This is a genomic window from Streptomyces sp. TLI_55 (genome assembly GCF_900206255.1).
Lineage (GTDB): Bacteria > Actinomycetota > Actinomycetes > Streptomycetales > Streptomycetaceae > Streptomyces > Streptomyces aquilus.
This window is the reverse complement of sequence record NZ_OAOJ01000003.1, coordinates 79,816-96,338: the sequence shown is the minus strand read 5'-3', so window position 1 is coordinate 96,338 and position 16,523 is coordinate 79,816. Positions and strand designations below refer to the sequence as shown.

The 16,523-nt window shown below is 68.7% G+C and carries 19 protein-coding genes and 4 pseudogenes; 11 read left to right on the top strand and 12 right to left on the bottom strand.

Annotated features, from left to right (window positions below; translation table 11 throughout):
• Window positions 1-336: 336 nt before the first annotated feature.
• Window positions 337-1,392, top strand: coding sequence for a transposase domain-containing protein (locus tag CRP56_RS45445; protein WP_179851414.1), 1,056 nt, complete (start codon window positions 337-339; stop codon window positions 1,390-1,392).
• Window positions 1,311-1,934, top strand: coding sequence for a transposase (locus tag CRP56_RS49200; RefSeq protein ID WP_097275966.1), 624 nt, complete (start codon window positions 1,311-1,313; stop codon window positions 1,932-1,934). Before CRP56_RS45445 ends, CRP56_RS49200 begins: the two co-directional genes overlap by 82 nt.
• A gap of 109 nt (window positions 1,935-2,043) precedes the next feature.
• Here CRP56_RS49200 and CRP56_RS45430 read toward each other — a convergent pair.
• Window positions 2,044-2,555, bottom strand: a pseudogene (locus tag CRP56_RS45430) (hypothetical protein).
• Window positions 2,556-2,716: 161 nt separating this feature from the next.
• A complete protein-coding gene (locus tag CRP56_RS45425) occupies window positions 2,717-3,616 on the bottom strand; it encodes a hypothetical protein (RefSeq protein WP_257042397.1) in 900 nt (299 codons plus the stop codon).
• 699 nt (window positions 3,617-4,315) lie between these two features.
• Here CRP56_RS45425 and CRP56_RS45415 point away from each other — a divergent pair.
• Window positions 4,316-4,513, top strand: coding sequence for a type II toxin-antitoxin system HicB family antitoxin (locus CRP56_RS45415; RefSeq protein ID WP_257042396.1), 198 nt, complete (start codon window positions 4,316-4,318; stop codon window positions 4,511-4,513).
• A gap of 53 nt (window positions 4,514-4,566) precedes the next feature.
• Window positions 4,567-4,806, top strand: a complete 240-nt coding sequence (locus CRP56_RS45410) for a hypothetical protein (protein WP_257042391.1) — start codon at window positions 4,567-4,569, stop codon at window positions 4,804-4,806.
• Window positions 4,807-4,950: 144 nt separating this feature from the next.
• On the opposite strand, the gene CRP56_RS45405 is transcribed toward CRP56_RS45410, so the two are convergent.
• Window positions 4,951-5,190: a hypothetical protein gene (locus CRP56_RS45405; RefSeq protein WP_097275958.1), complete on the bottom strand. Its 240-nt coding sequence runs from the start codon at window positions 5,188-5,190 to the stop codon at window positions 4,951-4,953.
• A gap of 46 nt (window positions 5,191-5,236) precedes the next feature.
• Window positions 5,237-5,728 carry a hypothetical protein gene (locus tag CRP56_RS45400; protein WP_097275956.1) on the bottom strand — a complete coding sequence of 164 codons (492 nt, stop codon included), beginning with the start codon at window positions 5,726-5,728 and terminating at the stop codon, window positions 5,237-5,239.
• Window positions 5,729-6,208: 480 nt separating this feature from the next.
• Between CRP56_RS45400 and CRP56_RS45395 the strand changes: the two genes are divergently transcribed.
• Window positions 6,209-6,751, top strand: a complete 543-nt coding sequence (locus tag CRP56_RS45395) for a putative immunity protein (protein WP_097275954.1) — start codon at window positions 6,209-6,211, stop codon at window positions 6,749-6,751.
• Window positions 6,752-6,793: 42 nt separating this feature from the next.
• Here the strand turns inward: CRP56_RS45395 and CRP56_RS45390 are convergent.
• Both CRP56_RS45390 and CRP56_RS45385 read right to left on the bottom strand, forming a co-directional pair.
• Window positions 6,794-7,027 (bottom strand): annotated as a pseudogene (locus tag CRP56_RS45390) (IS110 family transposase); the annotation flags it as partial.
• Between the two features lie 50 nt (window positions 7,028-7,077).
• Window positions 7,078-7,854 carry an alpha/beta fold hydrolase gene (locus tag CRP56_RS45385; protein ID WP_097275952.1) on the bottom strand — a complete coding sequence of 259 codons (777 nt, stop codon included), beginning with the start codon at window positions 7,852-7,854 and terminating at the stop codon, window positions 7,078-7,080.
• Window positions 7,855-7,908: 54 nt separating this feature from the next.
• Between CRP56_RS45385 and CRP56_RS45380 the strand changes: the two genes are divergently transcribed.
• Window positions 7,909-8,322: a MarR family winged helix-turn-helix transcriptional regulator gene (locus CRP56_RS45380; RefSeq protein ID WP_097275950.1), complete on the top strand. Its 414-nt coding sequence runs from the start codon at window positions 7,909-7,911 to the stop codon at window positions 8,320-8,322.
• A 55-nt stretch (window positions 8,323-8,377) separates the two neighbouring features.
• On the opposite strand, the gene CRP56_RS45375 is transcribed toward CRP56_RS45380, so the two are convergent.
• Together CRP56_RS45375 and CRP56_RS45370 are read right to left on the bottom strand one after the other, a co-directional pair.
• Window positions 8,378-8,836, bottom strand: a complete 459-nt coding sequence (locus CRP56_RS45375; protein ID WP_097275947.1) for an SMI1/KNR4 family protein — start codon at window positions 8,834-8,836, stop codon at window positions 8,378-8,380.
• Window positions 8,837-9,205: 369 nt separating this feature from the next.
• Window positions 9,206-9,463, bottom strand: a complete 258-nt coding sequence (locus tag CRP56_RS45370) for a hypothetical protein (RefSeq protein ID WP_179851413.1) — start codon at window positions 9,461-9,463, stop codon at window positions 9,206-9,208.
• Here CRP56_RS45370 and CRP56_RS45365 point away from each other — a divergent pair.
• Complete coding sequence (locus CRP56_RS45365; RefSeq protein ID WP_257042389.1) at window positions 9,445-11,760, top strand: ATP-binding protein; 2,316 nt, start codon at window positions 9,445-9,447, stop codon at window positions 11,758-11,760. The two genes, CRP56_RS45370 and CRP56_RS45365, sit on opposite strands and share 19 nt — an antisense overlap.
• Before the next feature lie 92 nt (window positions 11,761-11,852).
• Entirely contained in the window at window positions 11,853-12,275 is a 423-nt protein-coding gene (locus tag CRP56_RS45360; protein ID WP_097275943.1) for a glycosyl hydrolase, read from the top strand.
• 244 nt (window positions 12,276-12,519) lie between these two features.
• Here the strand turns inward: CRP56_RS45360 and CRP56_RS45355 are convergent.
• Window positions 12,520-12,906: pseudogene (locus CRP56_RS45355) on the bottom strand (DUF899 family protein); the annotation flags it as partial.
• Window positions 12,907-12,966: 60 nt separating this feature from the next.
• A complete protein-coding gene (locus tag CRP56_RS47375; protein ID WP_143665031.1) occupies window positions 12,967-13,161 on the bottom strand; it encodes a DUF6193 family natural product biosynthesis protein in 195 nt (64 codons plus the stop codon).
• Window positions 13,162-13,209: 48 nt separating this feature from the next.
• On the opposite strand from CRP56_RS47375, the gene CRP56_RS45350 reads away from it, so the two are divergent.
• Together CRP56_RS45350 and CRP56_RS45345 are read left to right on the top strand one after the other, a co-directional pair.
• Complete coding sequence (locus CRP56_RS45350) at window positions 13,210-13,884, top strand: formylglycine-generating enzyme family protein (protein ID WP_097275941.1); 675 nt, start codon at window positions 13,210-13,212, stop codon at window positions 13,882-13,884.
• A 312-nt stretch (window positions 13,885-14,196) separates the two neighbouring features.
• A pseudogene (locus tag CRP56_RS45345) lies at window positions 14,197-14,430 on the top strand (ISKra4 family transposase); the annotation flags it as partial.
• 56 nt (window positions 14,431-14,486) lie between these two features.
• On the opposite strand, the gene CRP56_RS45340 reads toward CRP56_RS45345, so the two are convergent.
• Complete coding sequence (locus tag CRP56_RS45340; RefSeq protein WP_097275937.1) at window positions 14,487-15,149, bottom strand: hypothetical protein; 663 nt, start codon at window positions 15,147-15,149, stop codon at window positions 14,487-14,489.
• On the opposite strand from CRP56_RS45340, the gene CRP56_RS45335 reads away from it, so the two are divergent.
• On the top strand, window positions 15,136-15,843 hold the full coding sequence (locus CRP56_RS45335) for a transposase (protein ID WP_257042387.1): 708 nt from the start codon (window positions 15,136-15,138) through the stop codon (window positions 15,841-15,843). The two genes, CRP56_RS45340 and CRP56_RS45335, sit on opposite strands and share 14 nt — an antisense overlap.
• 21 nt (window positions 15,844-15,864) lie before the next feature.
• Here the strand turns inward: CRP56_RS45335 and CRP56_RS45330 are convergent, their stop codons facing one another.
• On the bottom strand, window positions 15,865-16,281 hold the full coding sequence (locus CRP56_RS45330; protein ID WP_097275935.1) for a nuclear transport factor 2 family protein: 417 nt from the start codon (window positions 16,279-16,281) through the stop codon (window positions 15,865-15,867).
• Window positions 16,282-16,523: the final 242 nt, after the last annotated feature.

The window sequence follows — 16,523 nt, the reverse complement described above, 5'->3', positions numbered from 1 at the left end:
GGCCGCTCGCCGGCGACACCGACGGGACCGGCGACGAGTTGGCACGTGACGGGCGTCTCAGGGGGACCTGAGAGCCCGGCGAAGTGACCTGCCATCAGTTCATCTCTCTATTTCTGCCGAGATCCCAGCCCTGCAGCGCAAAAGAATCGATTCCTCTCTTGCAATGCAACCGTGCAAGCCACGAACCGCGTCAACCTGCAGCAGAAGGAATAGCCGCTTTCGACTACGTCAATGGTTTCGCCACCCGCTCGACTTGGGCAAATCGGGAGAACTTGAAACCGCTGACTTAAGGAGGAGGAGCTTCCGATGCCGCGGCCGGGGCAACGCAAAGCCACCGTGGACAGCAACGTGTCCGACCGAATCGCCGTCCGCCTCCTCGTGCACACCTTTCCACCGGACCTTGTCGATCACGTGGTGGCACAGTGCGGACGGGCCGAGCAACGCAGGCGCATGCTGCCTGCCCGTACGGTCGTGTACTTCGTCCTGGCCATGTCTCTTTTCTGCCAACGCAGTTACAAGCAGATCGTGCAGCTGCTGGCCGACTCGCTGGCCTGGTCCAACCGAGGCGACGACCTCCAGCCGCTGCTGTCCCCGACGACCGCAGCACTGTCGCGGGCCCGTGCCCGCCTCGGCCCCGAACCGCTGGCCGCACTCTTCACAGAGACTGTCCAGCGCAGCAGCACTGCGCGTCCCCGCTGTGAGCGATACCGCACATGGCGCGTGCTGACCGCCGACACCGCATGCGTGGACATCCCCGACACCCCTGACAACAGGGCCCGGTACAGCATCGCGAGGGCAACCAGTGAGCAGGAGCCGCCACCACGTGCCGTACTTCCCCAGGTCAGAATCTCCGTGCTCGCGGAATGCGGGAGCCACACCATCACCAGCGCGGCGGTGGGGCTGCGGTCCACGGCCGCCGGCCCCGCCCTGTCTCACGAGCTTCTCGCCGCGCTGGCCCCTGGCGACCTCGTACTCGCTGAATGCGAGGCAGCCGGGCTGCACTTGCTGCCGTCGGTGTGCGCCGCAGGTGCCGATCTGCTCTGGTGGATCAAAGCCGGCTCACCACTCCCGCCGCACACACCCCTCCCGGACGGCTCCTATCTCAGTGGAATCGGCGGCCCGCCCGGCACCCACCATGATGTACGTCTCATCACTGAGGGGCCGGACTGGCTGGTCACGACCCTGCTGGACCACGAGGCCGACCCCGGCCCCCGCCTTGCCGCACTAGCCCGTCAGTACCGGAACACCGCAGTCTCGTTCCAGGCGATCGGCACACTGTGGCATAACAGCCCACTCGTGCTGCGCTCCCGCTGGCCAGCCGGAGTCGAGCAGGAGATCTGGGCCCACCTCCTTGTCCACCACACCCTGCAGTCCTTGATGCACCCGCCTTAAGTCAGCAGTGCGCTCGTGCGGCAGGTCAGTCCCGGCGAATCAGTTCCGGGACGCTGCGCCGACTTCCCGCCCTGGCCGCGCGTGTATGCCTTCTTCGCCCGCTGGCGGGACACGGGACTGGTCACCGAGCTGCACGACCGGCTGCGGGAAGCCGTCCGCGCCGGCGAAGGCCGCAGCACCGAGCCGAGCGCGGGCGTCGTGGACTCGCAGTCGGCAAGGCGGACGCCGCCACTGTCACCTTCGCTTCACGGGGTTACGACGCCGCCAAGAGGATCAACGGACGCAAGCGGCACCTGCTCACCGATACCCTCGGACTCCTGCTGGACGTGGCTGTCACGCCGGCGTCCACGACCGACCGGGACGCCGCCCGCATCCTGCTGCCCGCGGCGATCAGGCGCTTGCCGCGCCTGTCTTTGATCTGGGCCGACGGCGGTTACCGCGGCCACCTCCAGGACTGGGCTGCCCAGCACCTCAAACTCGTGCTCGACGTCGTCCGCCGAAGCGACGACGTCAGCGGCTTTGCGGTCCTGCCCCGCCGCTGAGTCGTGGAAAGATCCTTCGCCTGGTTCCTGCGCAGCCGGCGCCTGGTCCGGGACTACGAACGGCGCACCGACACCAGCAAAGCCGTCATCCGGTGGTCGATGACCACACTCATGACCCGCCGCCTGGCCGCCCGCCACCAGCAGCAGGAACCAGTTCGGGCGCGGACAGCATGAACCTGCCCGGCTTCTCCTCGACCAGCCAGCCCCGTTCCACCAGCCGTTTCAGCCGGACCCTCGCGCCCTTGACGCGGGAGACGGATGCGCTGTCCCAGCCCAGCACCACCGCCGCCCGCCGGGCACCCAAACCGTCGGCTCCCGCGTCCAGGGCGGCGGCCATCAACGCCTGGTAGTCCACCGAAAGGTCCTCGAGACCGGCCGCGTTCTCCCGGTGCGGCACTGCGCGTCGCGGCCCGACCGGCTTCCTCCGCGACGCCCGACAGCCGCCACGGTGGGCTCTTCGTCCTCGGCCAGAGCCTCCAGATACTGCTCCAGACCGATCACACGGCGCCTGAGCACCTCTTGGGCGTCCGCCAAGTCCGCCCGCACCCGCGCCAGTTCGGCTTCCAGGTCCTCCACCCGCACCACCGCCGCCTTCTGCCGCGCTTCCAAAACCGCCCGCATCGACGGCATCGGCCACCCCCACATCATCCCGACCGGCAACCAGTCGAGACTTCCGTGACAGCTGCAAGCCCATGTCTGACCAGCAGAATCCGCACATCAGGTTCGGAAAGAGAACGACCTCTCAAAACCAGATCACTGGTACGTCCTGTGAGGCGTCGTTGCTAGCGCATCAGGAGCCCTTGGATTCGGAGTCCGTAGTGGACGCGGAGTCGGTGCAGTTCCCATAGGCCTACCGCGGTGACGGAGAGGGGGGCGCCGAGGATGAACAGGTATCGGATCACTGTCGGTACGCCTTCGTGGGCGCCGGTGAGCAGGTCGATCAGTGCTGTCTCCCAGGCCAGCGCCATGATGAGCAGTGGTGGCACGGTCTCGTGGATGTCGGCGGTGCGGAAGACGTGCTGGACGGCGAGTCCCACGCCCCAGACGACGAACGGCGTCACCCAGAAGAGGATGAAGAGGGTGGACGCGAGGATGAGGCCTTTCGTCGCAGTGAAGTGGCCCTCCACGAGGGGTTCTTGGCCGTCGAAGAACCCGGAGAGCACGATGATCGGGAAGACGGAGGCTGCTGCCATCATGGCCGCGATCGCGCCGAAGCACCTCCCCGCCCGGCGCAGCAGGTCCCGTCGCGCCGGCGGAGCGGCGAGGGCGTACAGGATGGCGACAACGACGGGGAGGGTTGCCGCCAGCGCGAGGGCGCTGGTCCACGACGTGTCGACCTGCTCGTTGGCGGCATCGCTGAGCTTGGGGGCGAGCTTGTAGGTGTAGGACATCCACAGGAACGCGCCCACGCCGACCAGGGTCCTGATCTTCCGCATCCGCGCCACCTCGGGATCCGAGACGATGCCCGGCCGTGACGGGGTGAAGACCCTGCGCGCGGTGTGGATGGGGCCGATCCGCCGCCGCAGCCGGCTGATCGGGCCGCCCGGCGGCAGCGGCGGCCCCGGGTAGGGCGGCTGGGGCTGTGGCGGCACGTAGGGCTGGGGCGGATAGGGCTGAGGTGGCTGCGGCTGGTAGGGCTGCGGCTGCTGGGGCGGCTGTCCGCCCGGGTTCCAGTTGCTCATCGTTCGTCCCCCGATATGCGCGTGTGCGCCGCGATGGGCGCGATCGCCGAGTGTATTGAGCACACAGGGGCTGCGCACTCCTCGCCCCTGGGCGTGCACCGAACAGCCACACTTATGCAGGCATGCTTGCTTGTTTTTCTTCGGTGCTGTGGCGCGTGATCTGCGTGGCGCGCCGCGGCCTGCCGCCTACGCCGCCGGCCAGGCCGCGGTCGGGCGCACGTCGCCGCGCATGAGATCGGCACGGCTGCCTGCGCGATCAAGGCCGCCCGCGCTGCCGCGCCGCAGGGCGAGAGTGAGGCTGCGGGGCGCGTGGAGTGCCGGTGGCAGCGCGACCGGCTCCCGGAAGGGATGCGCGAACTCGGGCTCGACGGCCGGCGATTGCGCAACGGCTTGTGCTGGTCGGTGTGTGACTGCTGAGGCCGATCCACCGGCACTGTGCCGGGCGCAGCGGAATTTCAGTGACGGTCGGCCCCGCCGGAATGCCGACCGTCACGCGTGTGGGGTACGGACGGGGCTGGTACGGATCGTGATGGTTGGGGGCATGCGGTGTCCGGGGTGCAGGCCTGCCGCCCCGGGACGCGGGGCAAGGGCGGCGGACCGCCACAGCCCCGCTGCCGGAGAGCGCCGCATGCGTTTCCGTGCCCCGTTCATGCATGTCAGCGCTTTACGCCACCATCGACTGGTGGCTGGCCTGATGGCATGACGGTAGTCATGACGCTGCGCATTCCCGATGAAGTCGCTCCTGCGATCCGGGCGGGTGCCGAGGCGGCCGGGATGAGCCTGAACGCGTATGTGGTGCGTGCCGCCCGCCGTCAGGCCACTCTCGATGCTGCGCGCCAGCTCGCGGCGCTCGGTCTCGGCGATGACCTGGCGGGCGAGGGCGACGCCCTGCGGTGAGACGCGGTGAGATCTGGACTCTGCCCGACGGCCGGGACGTTCTGATCGTTTCTTTGACCGGCTTGGAGGAGGCCTACGGCGCGGTCCTCGCGATCGTCCTGTACCCCTCGGCCCGCTACCCCGACACCGCCATGTCCGTCGTGGTAGGAGATCCGGTTCCGGCGACCGCGGTCGCGGTCAACCTCCAGCAGCTGCGCACCACGCGCTTCGACGGGGCGAGCTGCCGCGGCACGGTCCCTGCCGAGACCATGGCCCGGGTGGACCAGGCGCTGTGCGCCGTCCTCGACCTGTAGCCGCTGGTCCACGGCCTGGTGGTGTCCGTCGTGCTCGGCGACCGCGTACCGGGCGGGCTGCTGCGGCTGGGTGTGTCGGGTCATGGCGGAACTCCCTCTGCCCAAGGGGCGGGAGGCGGCGGTAAAGGCCGGCCGGGATGGAGGTCAGCTCCTGTGTACCGGCGTGTGGGTGGAGAAGACGTAGTGCCCCAGCCCGCGCAGCCTGTCGGTGGTGTCGTCGACGGCTTGGGGGCTGTGGTCGGCGGGGCGGATGTAGGCGTCGGTCTCGCTGTTCCAGGTGAACCCTTGGGCGGCCAGGGCCTGTGGGGTGGCGGGGGTGAGGTCGCCAGGGGACTGCGGTGCGGTGACGAGTCCGTGGGCGGGGTCGGGCGCGACGAGGAACATCGGGTTCCTTCCGCGCGGGCGGCCCGCGGTCGGGGCGGGTGGCTGGTCAGTGGGTGATGGTGACGGTGTGTTCGGCGTGCTGGACGGCGAGCGCGGCATGGATGGAGGCGCGGGTCTCCGCGCTGGGGATGGAGGAGGGGAAGTGCGGGGCGAGCACTGCGTCGGCCAGGTTGTTGTCGGTCATCGGCGGCGTGTGTCCGCTGCGATGGAGGGCGACGGCGGTCGCGGTGGCGACACGGGTGCGGTGGTAGGCGGTGGCCTTCCCGGCCGTGGCGTCGATGCCGAGTGCTTGGCGCGCGGTGGGGACCCGGTTGCCGGTTACGGCGACCGTGCTGTCGGTCAGTCGCCCAAGTCGCTCACGGCTGCGGACCCACAGACCCGGCGGGCATGCGGGCCCCAGGTCGGTGAGGGCGGTGGGCCGTTCGTCGTCCGTGGGGATGACGGACGGGCAGGTCAGCTCTGCTCGGGCGAGTTCCTCGGATGGGCGGTAGGAGGCAAGGAGTCCGCTGCTGTCGCTGCGGACGCGCCGGGCCCGCACCTCGGCCGGGGTGTACTTGGCGAGGTCGGCGGCGAGTTGGCCGGGGCGAAGTGGGCGGCGAGCGCGGTGCGTGCGGCGCAGTCGGACAGGGCGCGTGCGGGCATGGGCGGACGGCCTTTCGGGCAGGGCGCGGCACCGGCAGGCGAACCGGTGCCGCGCCGGGGCGGACGAAGAGGGGGGGAGTGATCAGCTGCCCACGGGAAGAGGAGTGCTGTTGGCGGCTGCTGTGGAGTGGCCGAGCTAGGACCAGTTGGCGGACCGCTTGTGCTCCGATCACAGGGGTGGGCTGCGCTCTCGTCCAGGGGCCGGTGCCGCAGTGGCGGGCTGCGGCACCGGGGGAGAGGTGACCGGGGGAGTGGTGACAGGGCGGGCGGTGCCTACGACGTCGGTCAAGACATCTCAGGGGTTAAGAAGTCAAGCCCTACGGCCAAGACCGCCTTCCCGCCGCGCTGTCCGGCGGGAATCATCCAGGATGGGGGCATGACAGGGGAAGCGAGCGAGATCGTTCTGAGCAAGCAGGATCTTCGTGAGGTCACCGCGTTCGCTGCGGCATGCGCGGAGGTTGTCCTGGAAATATTTGAGGCTGATCAGCCGGACGACTCGCGGCCTCGAGATGCCATCAGTGCCGCGTGGGCATTCGCCCGGGGCGGGGAGCGCGGGAAGTCTTTGCGCGACACAGCGTCGGCAGCCCTCAAGGCGGCCAAGAGCGCGCATACGGCGGCTGCGCGCGAGGCAGCGTGGGCAGCGATGTCTGCGGCAGGCGCCGCCTATCTGCATCCGTTGGCCAAGGCCACCCAGGTCAAGCACATTCTCGGAGCCGGCGCTTACGCAGCCCGAGCGGCCGAGATCGTCGCCGACGACGATCGGAGCGTCGGTGCTGAACGCCTCAAGCGGATGATGCCCCGTGCAACACCGGTCGTCGTTGACGTGCTCAAACGCTTCCCGGCAGCGCCGGATGGCGGCGGACGGGTTGGCGAGTTGATCCGCATGCTGGACGCTGACCTCCGCGCCCTGGCTGACTAACTCTCCGTGTGCGGATGGCGCAGCTCGCGGCCGGATCCCGCGTCACGCGGATGCTTGAACCAGCGGTGAAAATGCGCGTTGTTCATCGAACGGCTGCCGGGTCTGCAGGCAGTGGTGGAGCTGGCCGAGGAAGCGGTTGAGCAGGTGGCGCCGGGCGGCGTTGTGCCGCTCGCCGTGCTCGCGTCGGCAGCGGTAGTGAGCGTTTGCTCCGGGTGATGTCTGGAGGGCTGAGAAGGCCCAGAGGAAGCCGGCGGGCATGAGCCGGTTGTTCTCGACACGATGGAGGCTGGAGCCCGCGGGGTCGGCGCAGGTCTGGCGGTGTCCTGTCAGTGCTGTGTCAGGAAGGTGTCGATGGCTGCCCAGGTGGCGTTGGGGGCTTCGAGGTGGGGGAGGTGGCCGGCTTTGGGGATCTCGGCGAATTGTGCGCCGGGTATCGCGTGGGCGACGGCCCGTCCGTATGTGGGTGTGACGATCCGGTCGCTTTCGCCCCACACCACCAGCGTCGGGACGTTCACCGCGCCGAGCCGGCCGAGCAGCGTGAGGTCGCTCATGCTCGTGCCGGCGACGGCGGCCATGGTGCGTGCGTTCGCCTGCTGGATCGCGCGCTGCTCGTCGGTGAGGCCGGCCGGGTCGATGTATCCGCGTTCCGGGTCGTGCCAGGCGGCTTCGGCGAGGGCGCGGGCGTCGAGGGCGAAGAAGTCTGCGATGGGCTCGCCTTCTACTTCTGCTCCGACGCCGTCGATGTCGATCACGGCTGTGATCAGTCCTGCGTAGCGCTGGTCGTGGACGGCCTGCGCCGCCATCTCGAGTGCGATCCATCCGCCGATCGAGGATCCGATCAGGACGACGTCATGCTCTTTGTGCTCCAGCAGACGGGTGAGATAGGCGGCGGCGAGCCGTGCGACCGAGGTGAGGGAGTCGGGGCGGGGTGTGCCGTCCCAGCCGGGGTGTGTGGGCGCGATGGCGTGCATGGTGGCGGCGAGGTGCTCCACGACGGGCGCGACGGTGCGGGGTCCGCCTCCGCCGTGCAGTACGAGTGCTGTGCGTGATGCGGGCGGGCCGGCCTGGATGACGGGCAGGTCCTCGGGCAGGGCGATGGGCATGATGCTCCCTGGTGAGTAAGCATGTTGATATAAACTTGTTGATACAGTAGCAGTATGACGACCGACCTGGAAGCTCTCGGACTGGCGATCAAGCGGGCGCAGTACCGCAACCACCGCACGATGGATGCCGCGCTGCGCGAGATCGGAGTCAGCCTTGTTCAGTGGGATGCGCTGCGTGCCATCGAGCGGATGCCGGGGGCCTCCGGGCATGAACTCGCCGTCGCGACGTTCCAGAGCGATCAGGCGTTCGGCACCCTGGCGAGCCGGCTGGTGGAGCGTGGGCTCATCGTCCGCTCCGCAGGCCACGGGCGACGCGTCGCGCACACCCTCACCGAGGCGGGGCGCACCGTACTCGTCGAAGGCCGGCAGGTGTCGATCGGCGTACTGCAGGATCTCTTCGCACCCCTCGACGATGCGCAACGCACCGCATTGCTTCGATCGCTGCGGAAACTCACCGAGGGCATGTGATCCGGCATCACGCGGCCCTGACAGCGGCTGATAGAAGGGGCGCTGGGGCCTGCGCTTACAGGTGTCCCGGGTCGCCGTTGGCGTTGAACCTTGTCAGGGAGCGCTTCAGCAGCTCCAGGAACTGTCGGAGGTCATCGGCCACCTTGTCGAACTCCGGTTCGTCCAGTGACGCCGTCCGCGTCCGGTAAACGGCCCCGTCGGGCCCCGCGACGTGGATCAGGCCGCCGCCGTTCGAGCCGATGACCAGGCCATCGGCCTTTTGGTCCGTGCCGACGTCGACCACGCCGTACTCCTGGAGCCGCAGCAGGACGTCACTGGCCGGATCGAGGAAGTAGCCGTTGCCGACGTCCGCCCAGCTGACAGCGCCGATGTTCTCGTAGAAGGTGACCAGGTCAGCTGGTGCAGGGGTGACTTGGGCGAGCGTGCGCGCTGCGGCTTGATCGTCGTGGTCGGCCGGCCGGACCTGGTTGATCCCAGGGGGATAGCCGTGCCGATGCTCGAACTCGCCTGTCATGGCCGTGAGAGTCCCGGAAACTCTGTCTGTCCACGAGGCCAGCCAGGCAGGCGAAAGCGATCGGTCACTCATGAGGCCGGATCATGGCATGAGCCACGGACATCCATGGAGTGCCCAGCGGTTGCAGTGTCAGCGCAATGCCCTTAGTTGCCGATGGGTGATGAGGCAGCAGGCGAGTTTGAGCAACGCTTTGTGGATGTCGGCTGCCCTTGGTGTATGTCTGGCCGTACGTCACGTCGAAGGTATTCGTGGGGTAGGCGGTGGGGGCGGCATCGGCAGCCGGAGTCGCACCTAGGGCCTGTGTGAGGTCGTGATCACACCTGCTGGCCCACATCCCCTGCAGCCGCAGGCGACGTAGCGGCCGATGTGTCAATCGAGCGCTGCGGCTGCTTCGGGGTGCTCGTCGTCGTCCGTGGGGGCGGCATCTTGCGGCGCGAGGGCGTCGGGGCTGGCGTAGTGGCGCAGCAGCCACCAGCCGTCCACGGCTTGAAATACGTATGCACACGCCTGCCACCAGTCCGGGGCCGCGCCAGGGGAGCGGACCTGGAAGAAGTCGTCGAGCCCGTGGACGGCCAGCATCGGCGAGACGGCGCCGATCGCGAAGGCCGGTGCCGTCGAACCGGTCACGGGTGGCTGATCTCCCTGGTAGGAAGGTTCCTGTGGGAGATCATTTCGCTGCGGCGATTCGCCGGTTTCGGTTGCGCGCGGGGCTGACCCAGGAGGCGCTGGCGGAGCGTTCCGGCGTCTCGGTCAGCACGATCCGCGGCATGGAGACCGGCAGACGCCGCAACCCCCAGCTCGCGTCGGTGCGCCAACTGGCCGCGGCGCTCGAGCTGCGGTCGGTGGAACTGGACACATTGCTGGCCGCGGCGGCGGGCGCGGCGGAACCCTCGACCGTCCCCGTGCCGCGCCAACTGCCTGCCCCGCCCGCGCCGTTCGTGGGCCGTCTGGAGGAACTGGACCTGCTGGACGCCGCGATGCGGGCCGGTTCGGGTGAGGCGCCCAACGTGGTCGTCGCCGCGATCGCCGGCGCCGGCGGAGTGGGCAAGTCGTGGCTGGCGTTGCACTGGGCGCACCGCAACGCCGACCGCTACCCCGATGGGCAGCTCTTCGTCGACTTACGTGGCTTCAGCCCCGACAGCGATCCGATGGATCCTGCCGTGGCGGTACGCGGATTCCTCGACGCGCTGGGTGTCGAGCCCGACCGCATCCCCGTCGCCCCGCACGCGCAGGAGGCGTTGTTCCGCAGCCTGATGGCGGACAAGCAGATGCTGTTGCTGCTCGACAACGCTGTCGACACCGCCCAGGTCACCCCGTTGCTGCCGGGCAGCGACAGCTGCGTCGTGGCGGTCACCAGCCGCAACCGACTGTCGGGCCTGATCACCGGGCACGGTGCCCACCTGCTGTCCGTGGACACACTGCCCGACACCGAGGCCCGCGCGCTCCTTGTCGCCCGGCTCGGCGCGGCACGTATCGAAGCCGAACCAGCGGCCGTGGGTGAACTCATCCGGTTGTGCGGCGGGTTCCCGCTGGCGCTGAGCATCATGGCCGGGCGGGCCCACACCCATCCGCACCTGTCGCTTGCCGAGCTCGCCGACGAATTGCGCGACGACGCCCTCGACGTACTCGAGGACGCCGATCCCGCGGCGAGCCTGCCCGCCGTGCTCTCGTCGTCCCATCGCGCGTTGACCGACGGGGAGGCTGAGGTGCTCGGGCTGCTCGCGATCGCCCCCGGGCCCGACACGAGCCTACGGGCCGCCGCCAGCCTCATCGGCCGCGACCTGAGCCGGACCAGGGCCGTACTGCGCAGGCTGGAACAGGCCTCGCTGATCAGCCGGGACGCAGCCGGCCGCTACCGGATGCACGACCTGATCCGGCGCTACGCCACCACCGCCCACGCCCCGGCCGACGACGCACGGAGCACGGCGCTGCGGCGGGCCCTCGCCTACTACACGCACACCGCGCATGCCGCCGCCCGTCTCCTGGACTCCCACCGTGAGCCCATCGAGCTCGGACCGCTGGACCCTGGCTGCCTACCTCCGGCGCTGCCCGACATCCCGGCGGCGATGGACTGGTTCGACACCGAGCACCGTAACCTGCTCGCCGCGCAACGCACCGCCGTCACGCACGCGTGGCACGGTACGTCATGGCAGCTGGCCTGGACGCTGAACGACTACCACTACCGGCGAGGCCACCGCCAGGACCAGCTCGCCGTGTGGCGGATCGCGGTCGACTCCGCGTGTCGGCTTCCCGATCCCGGCGCCCAGATCCTCACCCACCGGCTTCTCGGCCGCGCGCACGTCGTGCTGGGACACCACCAGGAGGCGATCGACGCCCTGAACCAGGCGCTCGCCCTGAGCGAGCAGCAAAACGATCGCGCCCTGCAGGCCCAGGCGCACTACACGCTTGCGTCGATCTGGCCGGACGGCCGTCGGGCGCTGGAGCACGCCAGGCGCGCACTGGACCTCTACCGCGGGCTCGACCAGCCGATCGCGGAGGCCAACGCACTCAACGCCGTGGGCTGGTACGCCGCGCTCCTCGGCGAAGCCGACGACACCGCCCGTCGGCACTGCCAGGCCGCCCTTGCCCTGTACCGGCACCACCGGGACGTGAACGGGCAGGCGCAGACCCTGGACAGCCTCGGCTACATCGACCACCACAGCGGCCGCCACCTCGACGCCGTCGAGCACTACCGTCAGGCCATCGGCCTGTACCGGGATCTCGACAACCTCTACGAGGCCGCCGACACGCTTGAGCGGCTCGGTCATCCGTACGTCGCCCTCTGCCGGCACGACCGCGCCCGAGAGGTGTGGCTCGAAGCCCGCGATCTGTACCGGCGGCAGGGCCGTGACCAGGAGGCCGAGGAGGTGCAGCGACAGCTCGATCGGCTTTCGGTGGACCGTTCACGCGTGGACGGTCCGTGAACTGTTCCCCCTGACGACCCGACAGCAGGATGGTTCTCGCAAGCCGAAACCGACCACGAGAGCCTCGAGGCTCCCAAGGGGGAACACGCCACATGCGCATGAACACGAAGGTCGCGGCCACCGTCTCGGCGCTGGCCATGACCACGGGACTGCTGGCCATGTCCGGAGCAGCTACGACCGCCACTGCCGCGGACGGCTGCAGCACAAGCCCGGTGACCGGGACCGCTCGCTCGGCGGTCGGAGCCAGGGGTCAGCTCTTCGAGCTGAGGTACAACGGCTCCGGGAATAGCACCTGTGCCTGGGGCCGGGTCACCAACGGCTCCGTCGGCATGCACGTCTGGGTCGACCGCAGCCACGACGGCGGCAAGACCTGGGAGCCGCAGCTGGGCTGGCGCCAGGTCGACGCGGGAACCAGCGTGCACACCGAAGCCTGGAGGGACGCCAACGGCTACCTCATGCGGGCCTGCGGGGACTCCGGGTACAACACGGCGATCACCTGCACCGGCTGGTACTAGGGTCCTGCGTCCGGATGGGCCCGGTTGTGCACCGGGCCCATCCGGCGGGCTGCGTCAACTCACCTTGAGAGGACGGGGTCGGCGCAGACAGCCGCGAGCGCGTTCTCTGTGTCCAGGTGACGGCCGTCGTCGCTGCGGGGGGAGCGCGGCGAGTTGGCGGGCTTGGGCGGGGCCGGCGGTGCCGTAGCACGATGGCGGCCGCCGCAGCCGAGTTGACCCGTTCACCGGCCGTGATGCAGGTTGTTCAGCCGCGGGAGTCCGGGCCATAGAGCGCAGTGATGTCTTTGGACGTTGCCCGCCGACTGTAGGTCGGCGACTGAGGCCACCCCTCGGGGGAGTCCTGCCACTCCTCCTGCCGTCCGCACGACAGGGCGTCGATCAGCGGGAAGGCGTGGGTGTGCTAGGTGCGGTAGACGGTGTCGCCGTCGCGGAGGAACACGTTGACCGCGAATCCTGCGTCGGGTGGTTCACCGACGTCGGCCCCGAAGGAGCTGTTGGCAGTCGAGTACCACGTCGTCTGGTTGCCGACCCGCTGTCGGTAGGCGAGTGCCTCTTCGATCGGGCCCTGGGTGACGACGACGAATCGCGCATCGTAGTTGTCCAGGAACTCCAGGCGGGTGTACTGCGGTGTGTGGACGATCGCGGAATTCCCCAGGACAGAGTTCACGTAATTCCCCAGGGGGTGGTTGCCTCAACCTCCTGTGCGCGCGGTGCCGGTCGGCAGATGGGCGACCACGAGAGCGGCAGCTTCTTCAGGTGTGGCTCCTGCGCCGAGAAGGGCGGCGTAGCCGGACGCATAGACCTTGTAGGGCGGCCCACTGCAGACGATGAAGGGCAGGTTGTCTGGCTCGCACCAGGCCGTGGCGATGTCAGGGGCTTCGGGCATGCTCTGATCATCCAAGATCGCGGGGGGCTGCGTTAGGATCTCCTGATCATGGACGTGGTGATGGGGAACGAGATGATCGCCATCCCGCCGGGGCAGGTGACGCTGTCGGACCGGCGGACACAGCGCAGTTGGTCGGTCGAGCTTGCGCCCTACCAGATCGCGGCATTCCCGGTCACCCAGGCGTTGTACGCACAGATCACAGGCCAGCGGCCCAGTACCACCCCTGGGGACCAGTTGCCCGTCGAGTGCGTCTCCTGGTGGGACGCGGCGCGATTCTGCAATGTCCTGTCCCAGCGCGCCGGCCTCACGCCCGCGTATCACTTCCGTGCCGAGACCGAAGACATCGAGTGGGACCCGTCGGCCGACGGGTATCGGCTGCCGACCGAAGCCGAGTGGGAGCACGCCTGCCGGGCCGGGACGACCGGGCCGCGCTACGGGGATCTCGATGAGATCGGCTGGTATCGCGGTAACTCGCACGAGCGCATCCGGGAGGTGGGTGGCAAACGCCCCAACTCGTGGGGGCTTTACGACATGCTCGGCAACGTCTGGGACTGGTGCTGGGATGTCTACGACGCCGAGATCTATGGCGCCTATCGGGTGCTCCGTGGCGGTGGTTGGTTCGATGAGCATTGGAGCTGCCGGGCCTCCGCGCGGCGCCGCAGCCACCCGACTTTCCAGGTCGACGACGTGGGATTCCGCGTCGCGCGTTCTGTCGTGCGTTGATCCACGTCGAGTGCAGTCCGGCCCGTGCGGGGTCGATCCGGCGATAGCGTGATCCTCATGACGGCTGAAGACGAGGCGCTGGTCGGCGCAGCTGATCTCCCGCTCCGGGCACCACCCGGGGTCGATCTCCTCCAGCGCCTCCATACGGACCTGTGACAGCTCCCGGCATAAAAGAGCCGGTCTCCCCGGCCGCGCGGCGTGCGGTGTTCTCACGCGCCTTCTTGGCCCCGGCCCGCTGATTCTTGATCCAGGTCCCTAGTGCATGGCCGTCCCACACCACGGAGTTGCCAGGCAACAGGTGGTGGTGCACCCGCAGGCTGGTCCATCGCCAGCGGCATGGTCGAAGGAGCAGCAGGCCATCTGATCGCGGACCGGCTCGACATCACCGGCAGCAGAGGGAGCGTTCCCGGCGCCGAAGCCCTACTCACCCTCCGTGCCCTCATCAGCAACGGAGACTTCCCGCACTACTGGATCTTCCACGCTCAGCGGGAACGCGCACGCCTCTGTCCCGACCCCGACCAGCACCACTACGAACTCGGAGCCTGACCCTCAAGCTGACTGAAAAGGAGCCGCACCCAACCAACTTCACCCCATCGCAAGCCCTACTTGGGGTGCCGGCGGCCGAAAGCGCGCGCGAGTTCACCGACCGGAGCCAGTACGTGTCCGCCCTCGCCCGGGCACCACCACACCGCCGCACCGTCCCGCTCCGAGCCGTGGACGCCGAGGTCATGCCGGGGACATACCGGCCAGACCTGCCAGGTCCATTCGAGCAGGCTCTCCTGGATCAGGACCGCCAGGCTGGTCAGTGTCATTGTCGGGTGGTCGCACATATTCGGCAGGACGGGGCCGCCCCAGCTGAGCCGTTCGCCGCCGGCAAGGCGGACACCGGCTCCCACCGGGAAACAGTCTTCCAGGATCTCGATCTCCGGTTCGCCCTCGATCCCGCGCGTGGGCAGGTCACGGGCCACAATTCGCAGCGCGGCGCGCAAGGTCTCCAAACGCTCGGGGGCAAGATCGAAGCCGGGATCGAAGCCCACTTCGTCCAGCATGCGCCGGGCCAGGGCAGTCATCTCTGCCGGCGACACCTCGGCTGGATTCCGCTCGACGACCTCCAGGACGGCGTCGGTGTCATGGAACCAGTCGAGCAGTTCGCAGGCGAGGGCAACGACGTCCTGGGCATCGAGGTCGCCCTCGCGCAGGCCGAGGTAAACCTTTCGCTCCAACAGTTCAGTATCCGCTTCGTACTCAGCCATGGCGTTGCTCACCGGCCCAGTATCCCGATGCGGCGCGGCTCCCCGCCGCACGGTTTTCCGGCGTGACCCGACGCACTCAGCAGCGGAACTACGACCTCACCCTCTGATCGCGGCCGTCACTCGAAAAGCGCTGCGGCAGCTCGGCCCGCTGTTTGGTGTGTCCAGGTCGGCTGCCGCGCGGATCATTGGTCATCTCGGACCGCTACTCGCCATGCGGCAGCGCAAGCGATTCCGCAGGGAGGCCGTGCTGATCGTGGACGGCACTCTGGTCCCTACCCGTGATCACGCTGTCGCCGAGCAGTCGAAGAGGTATCGGTACTCGACCAACCACCAGGTCGTGATCGACGCCGATACCCGGCTCGTCGTCGCCGTAGGCCGGCCGCTGCCCGGCAACCGGAACGACTGCAAGGCATGGGAACTGTCCGGAGCGAAAACCGCTGTCGGAAAGGCCGTTGTCATCGCCGACGGCGGATACCAAGGCACGGGCCTGGTCATCCCGCACCGCCGGGAGCGCGGTCAGGACGAACTACCCGCCTGGAAGGAGGAGCACAACGCGTCCCACCGTAGAGTCCGGGCCTGTGTCGAGCATGTCTTCGCCCGCTTGAAGACCTGGAAGATCCTTCGCGTCTGCCGCCTGAAGGGCGATGGTGTCCACCATGCCATGCTCGGCATCGCCCGCCTGCACAGTGTCATCCTCACCGGCTAGGACCAGGCACGATGCGCCTGGTCAGCCGGGCTTTGTCATCCCGCCCAAGGGAGTTCGGCGTGGCGACAGTTTGCGGTGGCTGATCCGCCAGCCGTCAGCGGTGCGCACCACGGTGTCCTCGTAGGAGACGGAACCGCAGGAGCCGTCGGCCTTGATACCCAGCCCTTTGGAACGGACATGAACCTGCCCGTCCGCCGACGCGGTGACGACGACGTTGGTGACGTGATGCGCGACAGGGTTGGCCGCTCCCAGCGCCCATGCCGCTTCTCGGATGGCCGCCACTCCGCACAGCGACTCCTGGCCGAAGTCGGTGAGGTCGTAGACCACATCGGCGGTGAACAACTCTGCTAACCGGTCAAGGCTTCCGTCGTCAACAAGATGACCATGCAGCGAGACCAGTTCGGTGATGGCCAAGCGATCTTCCAGAGCGAGCGACACACGCGTCCTCCCCGACCCGGCGTGGAGAGCACCAGGCCAAGCATCGATCCGACGTCAGCACGGCACCACACTGCCCAACGAGTTGGGGCGCATCCGACAAGAGCAGGGGCGTGCACGTCGTGATCGTCTCTTACCGACGGTCAGCCTGCCACCGACTTGTCCACCTGTGCTCTGTCACCGTCAGAACGCCTCAGGCAGAAGACCGCGCCCGGGCGTAAACGATGATCGTCGGCTGCACCCCG

Coding starts and splice junctions, on each gene's coding strand:
- CRP56_RS45425 (WP_257042397.1), bottom strand. CDS start 3,616: ATGAGCAACTGGAACCCGGGCGGACAGCCGCCCCAGCAGCCGCAGCCC.
- CRP56_RS45415 (WP_257042396.1), top strand. CDS start 4,316: ATGACGGTAGTCATGACGCTGCGCATTCCCGATGAAGTCGCTCCTGCG.
- CRP56_RS45405 (WP_097275958.1), bottom strand. CDS start 5,190: ATGTTCCTCGTCGCGCCCGACCCCGCCCACGGACTCGTCACCGCACCG.
- CRP56_RS45395 (WP_097275954.1), top strand. CDS start 6,209: ATGACAGGGGAAGCGAGCGAGATCGTTCTGAGCAAGCAGGATCTTCGT.
- CRP56_RS45385 (WP_097275952.1), bottom strand. CDS start 7,854: ATGCCCATCGCCCTGCCCGAGGACCTGCCCGTCATCCAGGCCGGCCCG.
- CRP56_RS45380 (WP_097275950.1), top strand. CDS start 7,909: ATGACGACCGACCTGGAAGCTCTCGGACTGGCGATCAAGCGGGCGCAG.
- CRP56_RS45375 (WP_097275947.1), bottom strand. CDS start 8,836: ATGACAGGCGAGTTCGAGCATCGGCACGGCTATCCCCCTGGGATCAAC.
- CRP56_RS45360 (WP_097275943.1), top strand. CDS start 11,853: ATGCGCATGAACACGAAGGTCGCGGCCACCGTCTCGGCGCTGGCCATG.
- CRP56_RS47375 (WP_143665031.1), bottom strand. CDS start 13,161: ATGCCCGAAGCCCCTGACATCGCCACGGCCTGGTGCGAGCCAGACAAC.
- CRP56_RS45350 (WP_097275941.1), top strand. CDS start 13,210: ATGGACGTGGTGATGGGGAACGAGATGATCGCCATCCCGCCGGGGCAG.
- CRP56_RS45335 (WP_257042387.1), top strand. CDS start 15,136: ATGGCGTTGCTCACCGGCCCAGTATCCCGATGCGGCGCGGCTCCCCGC.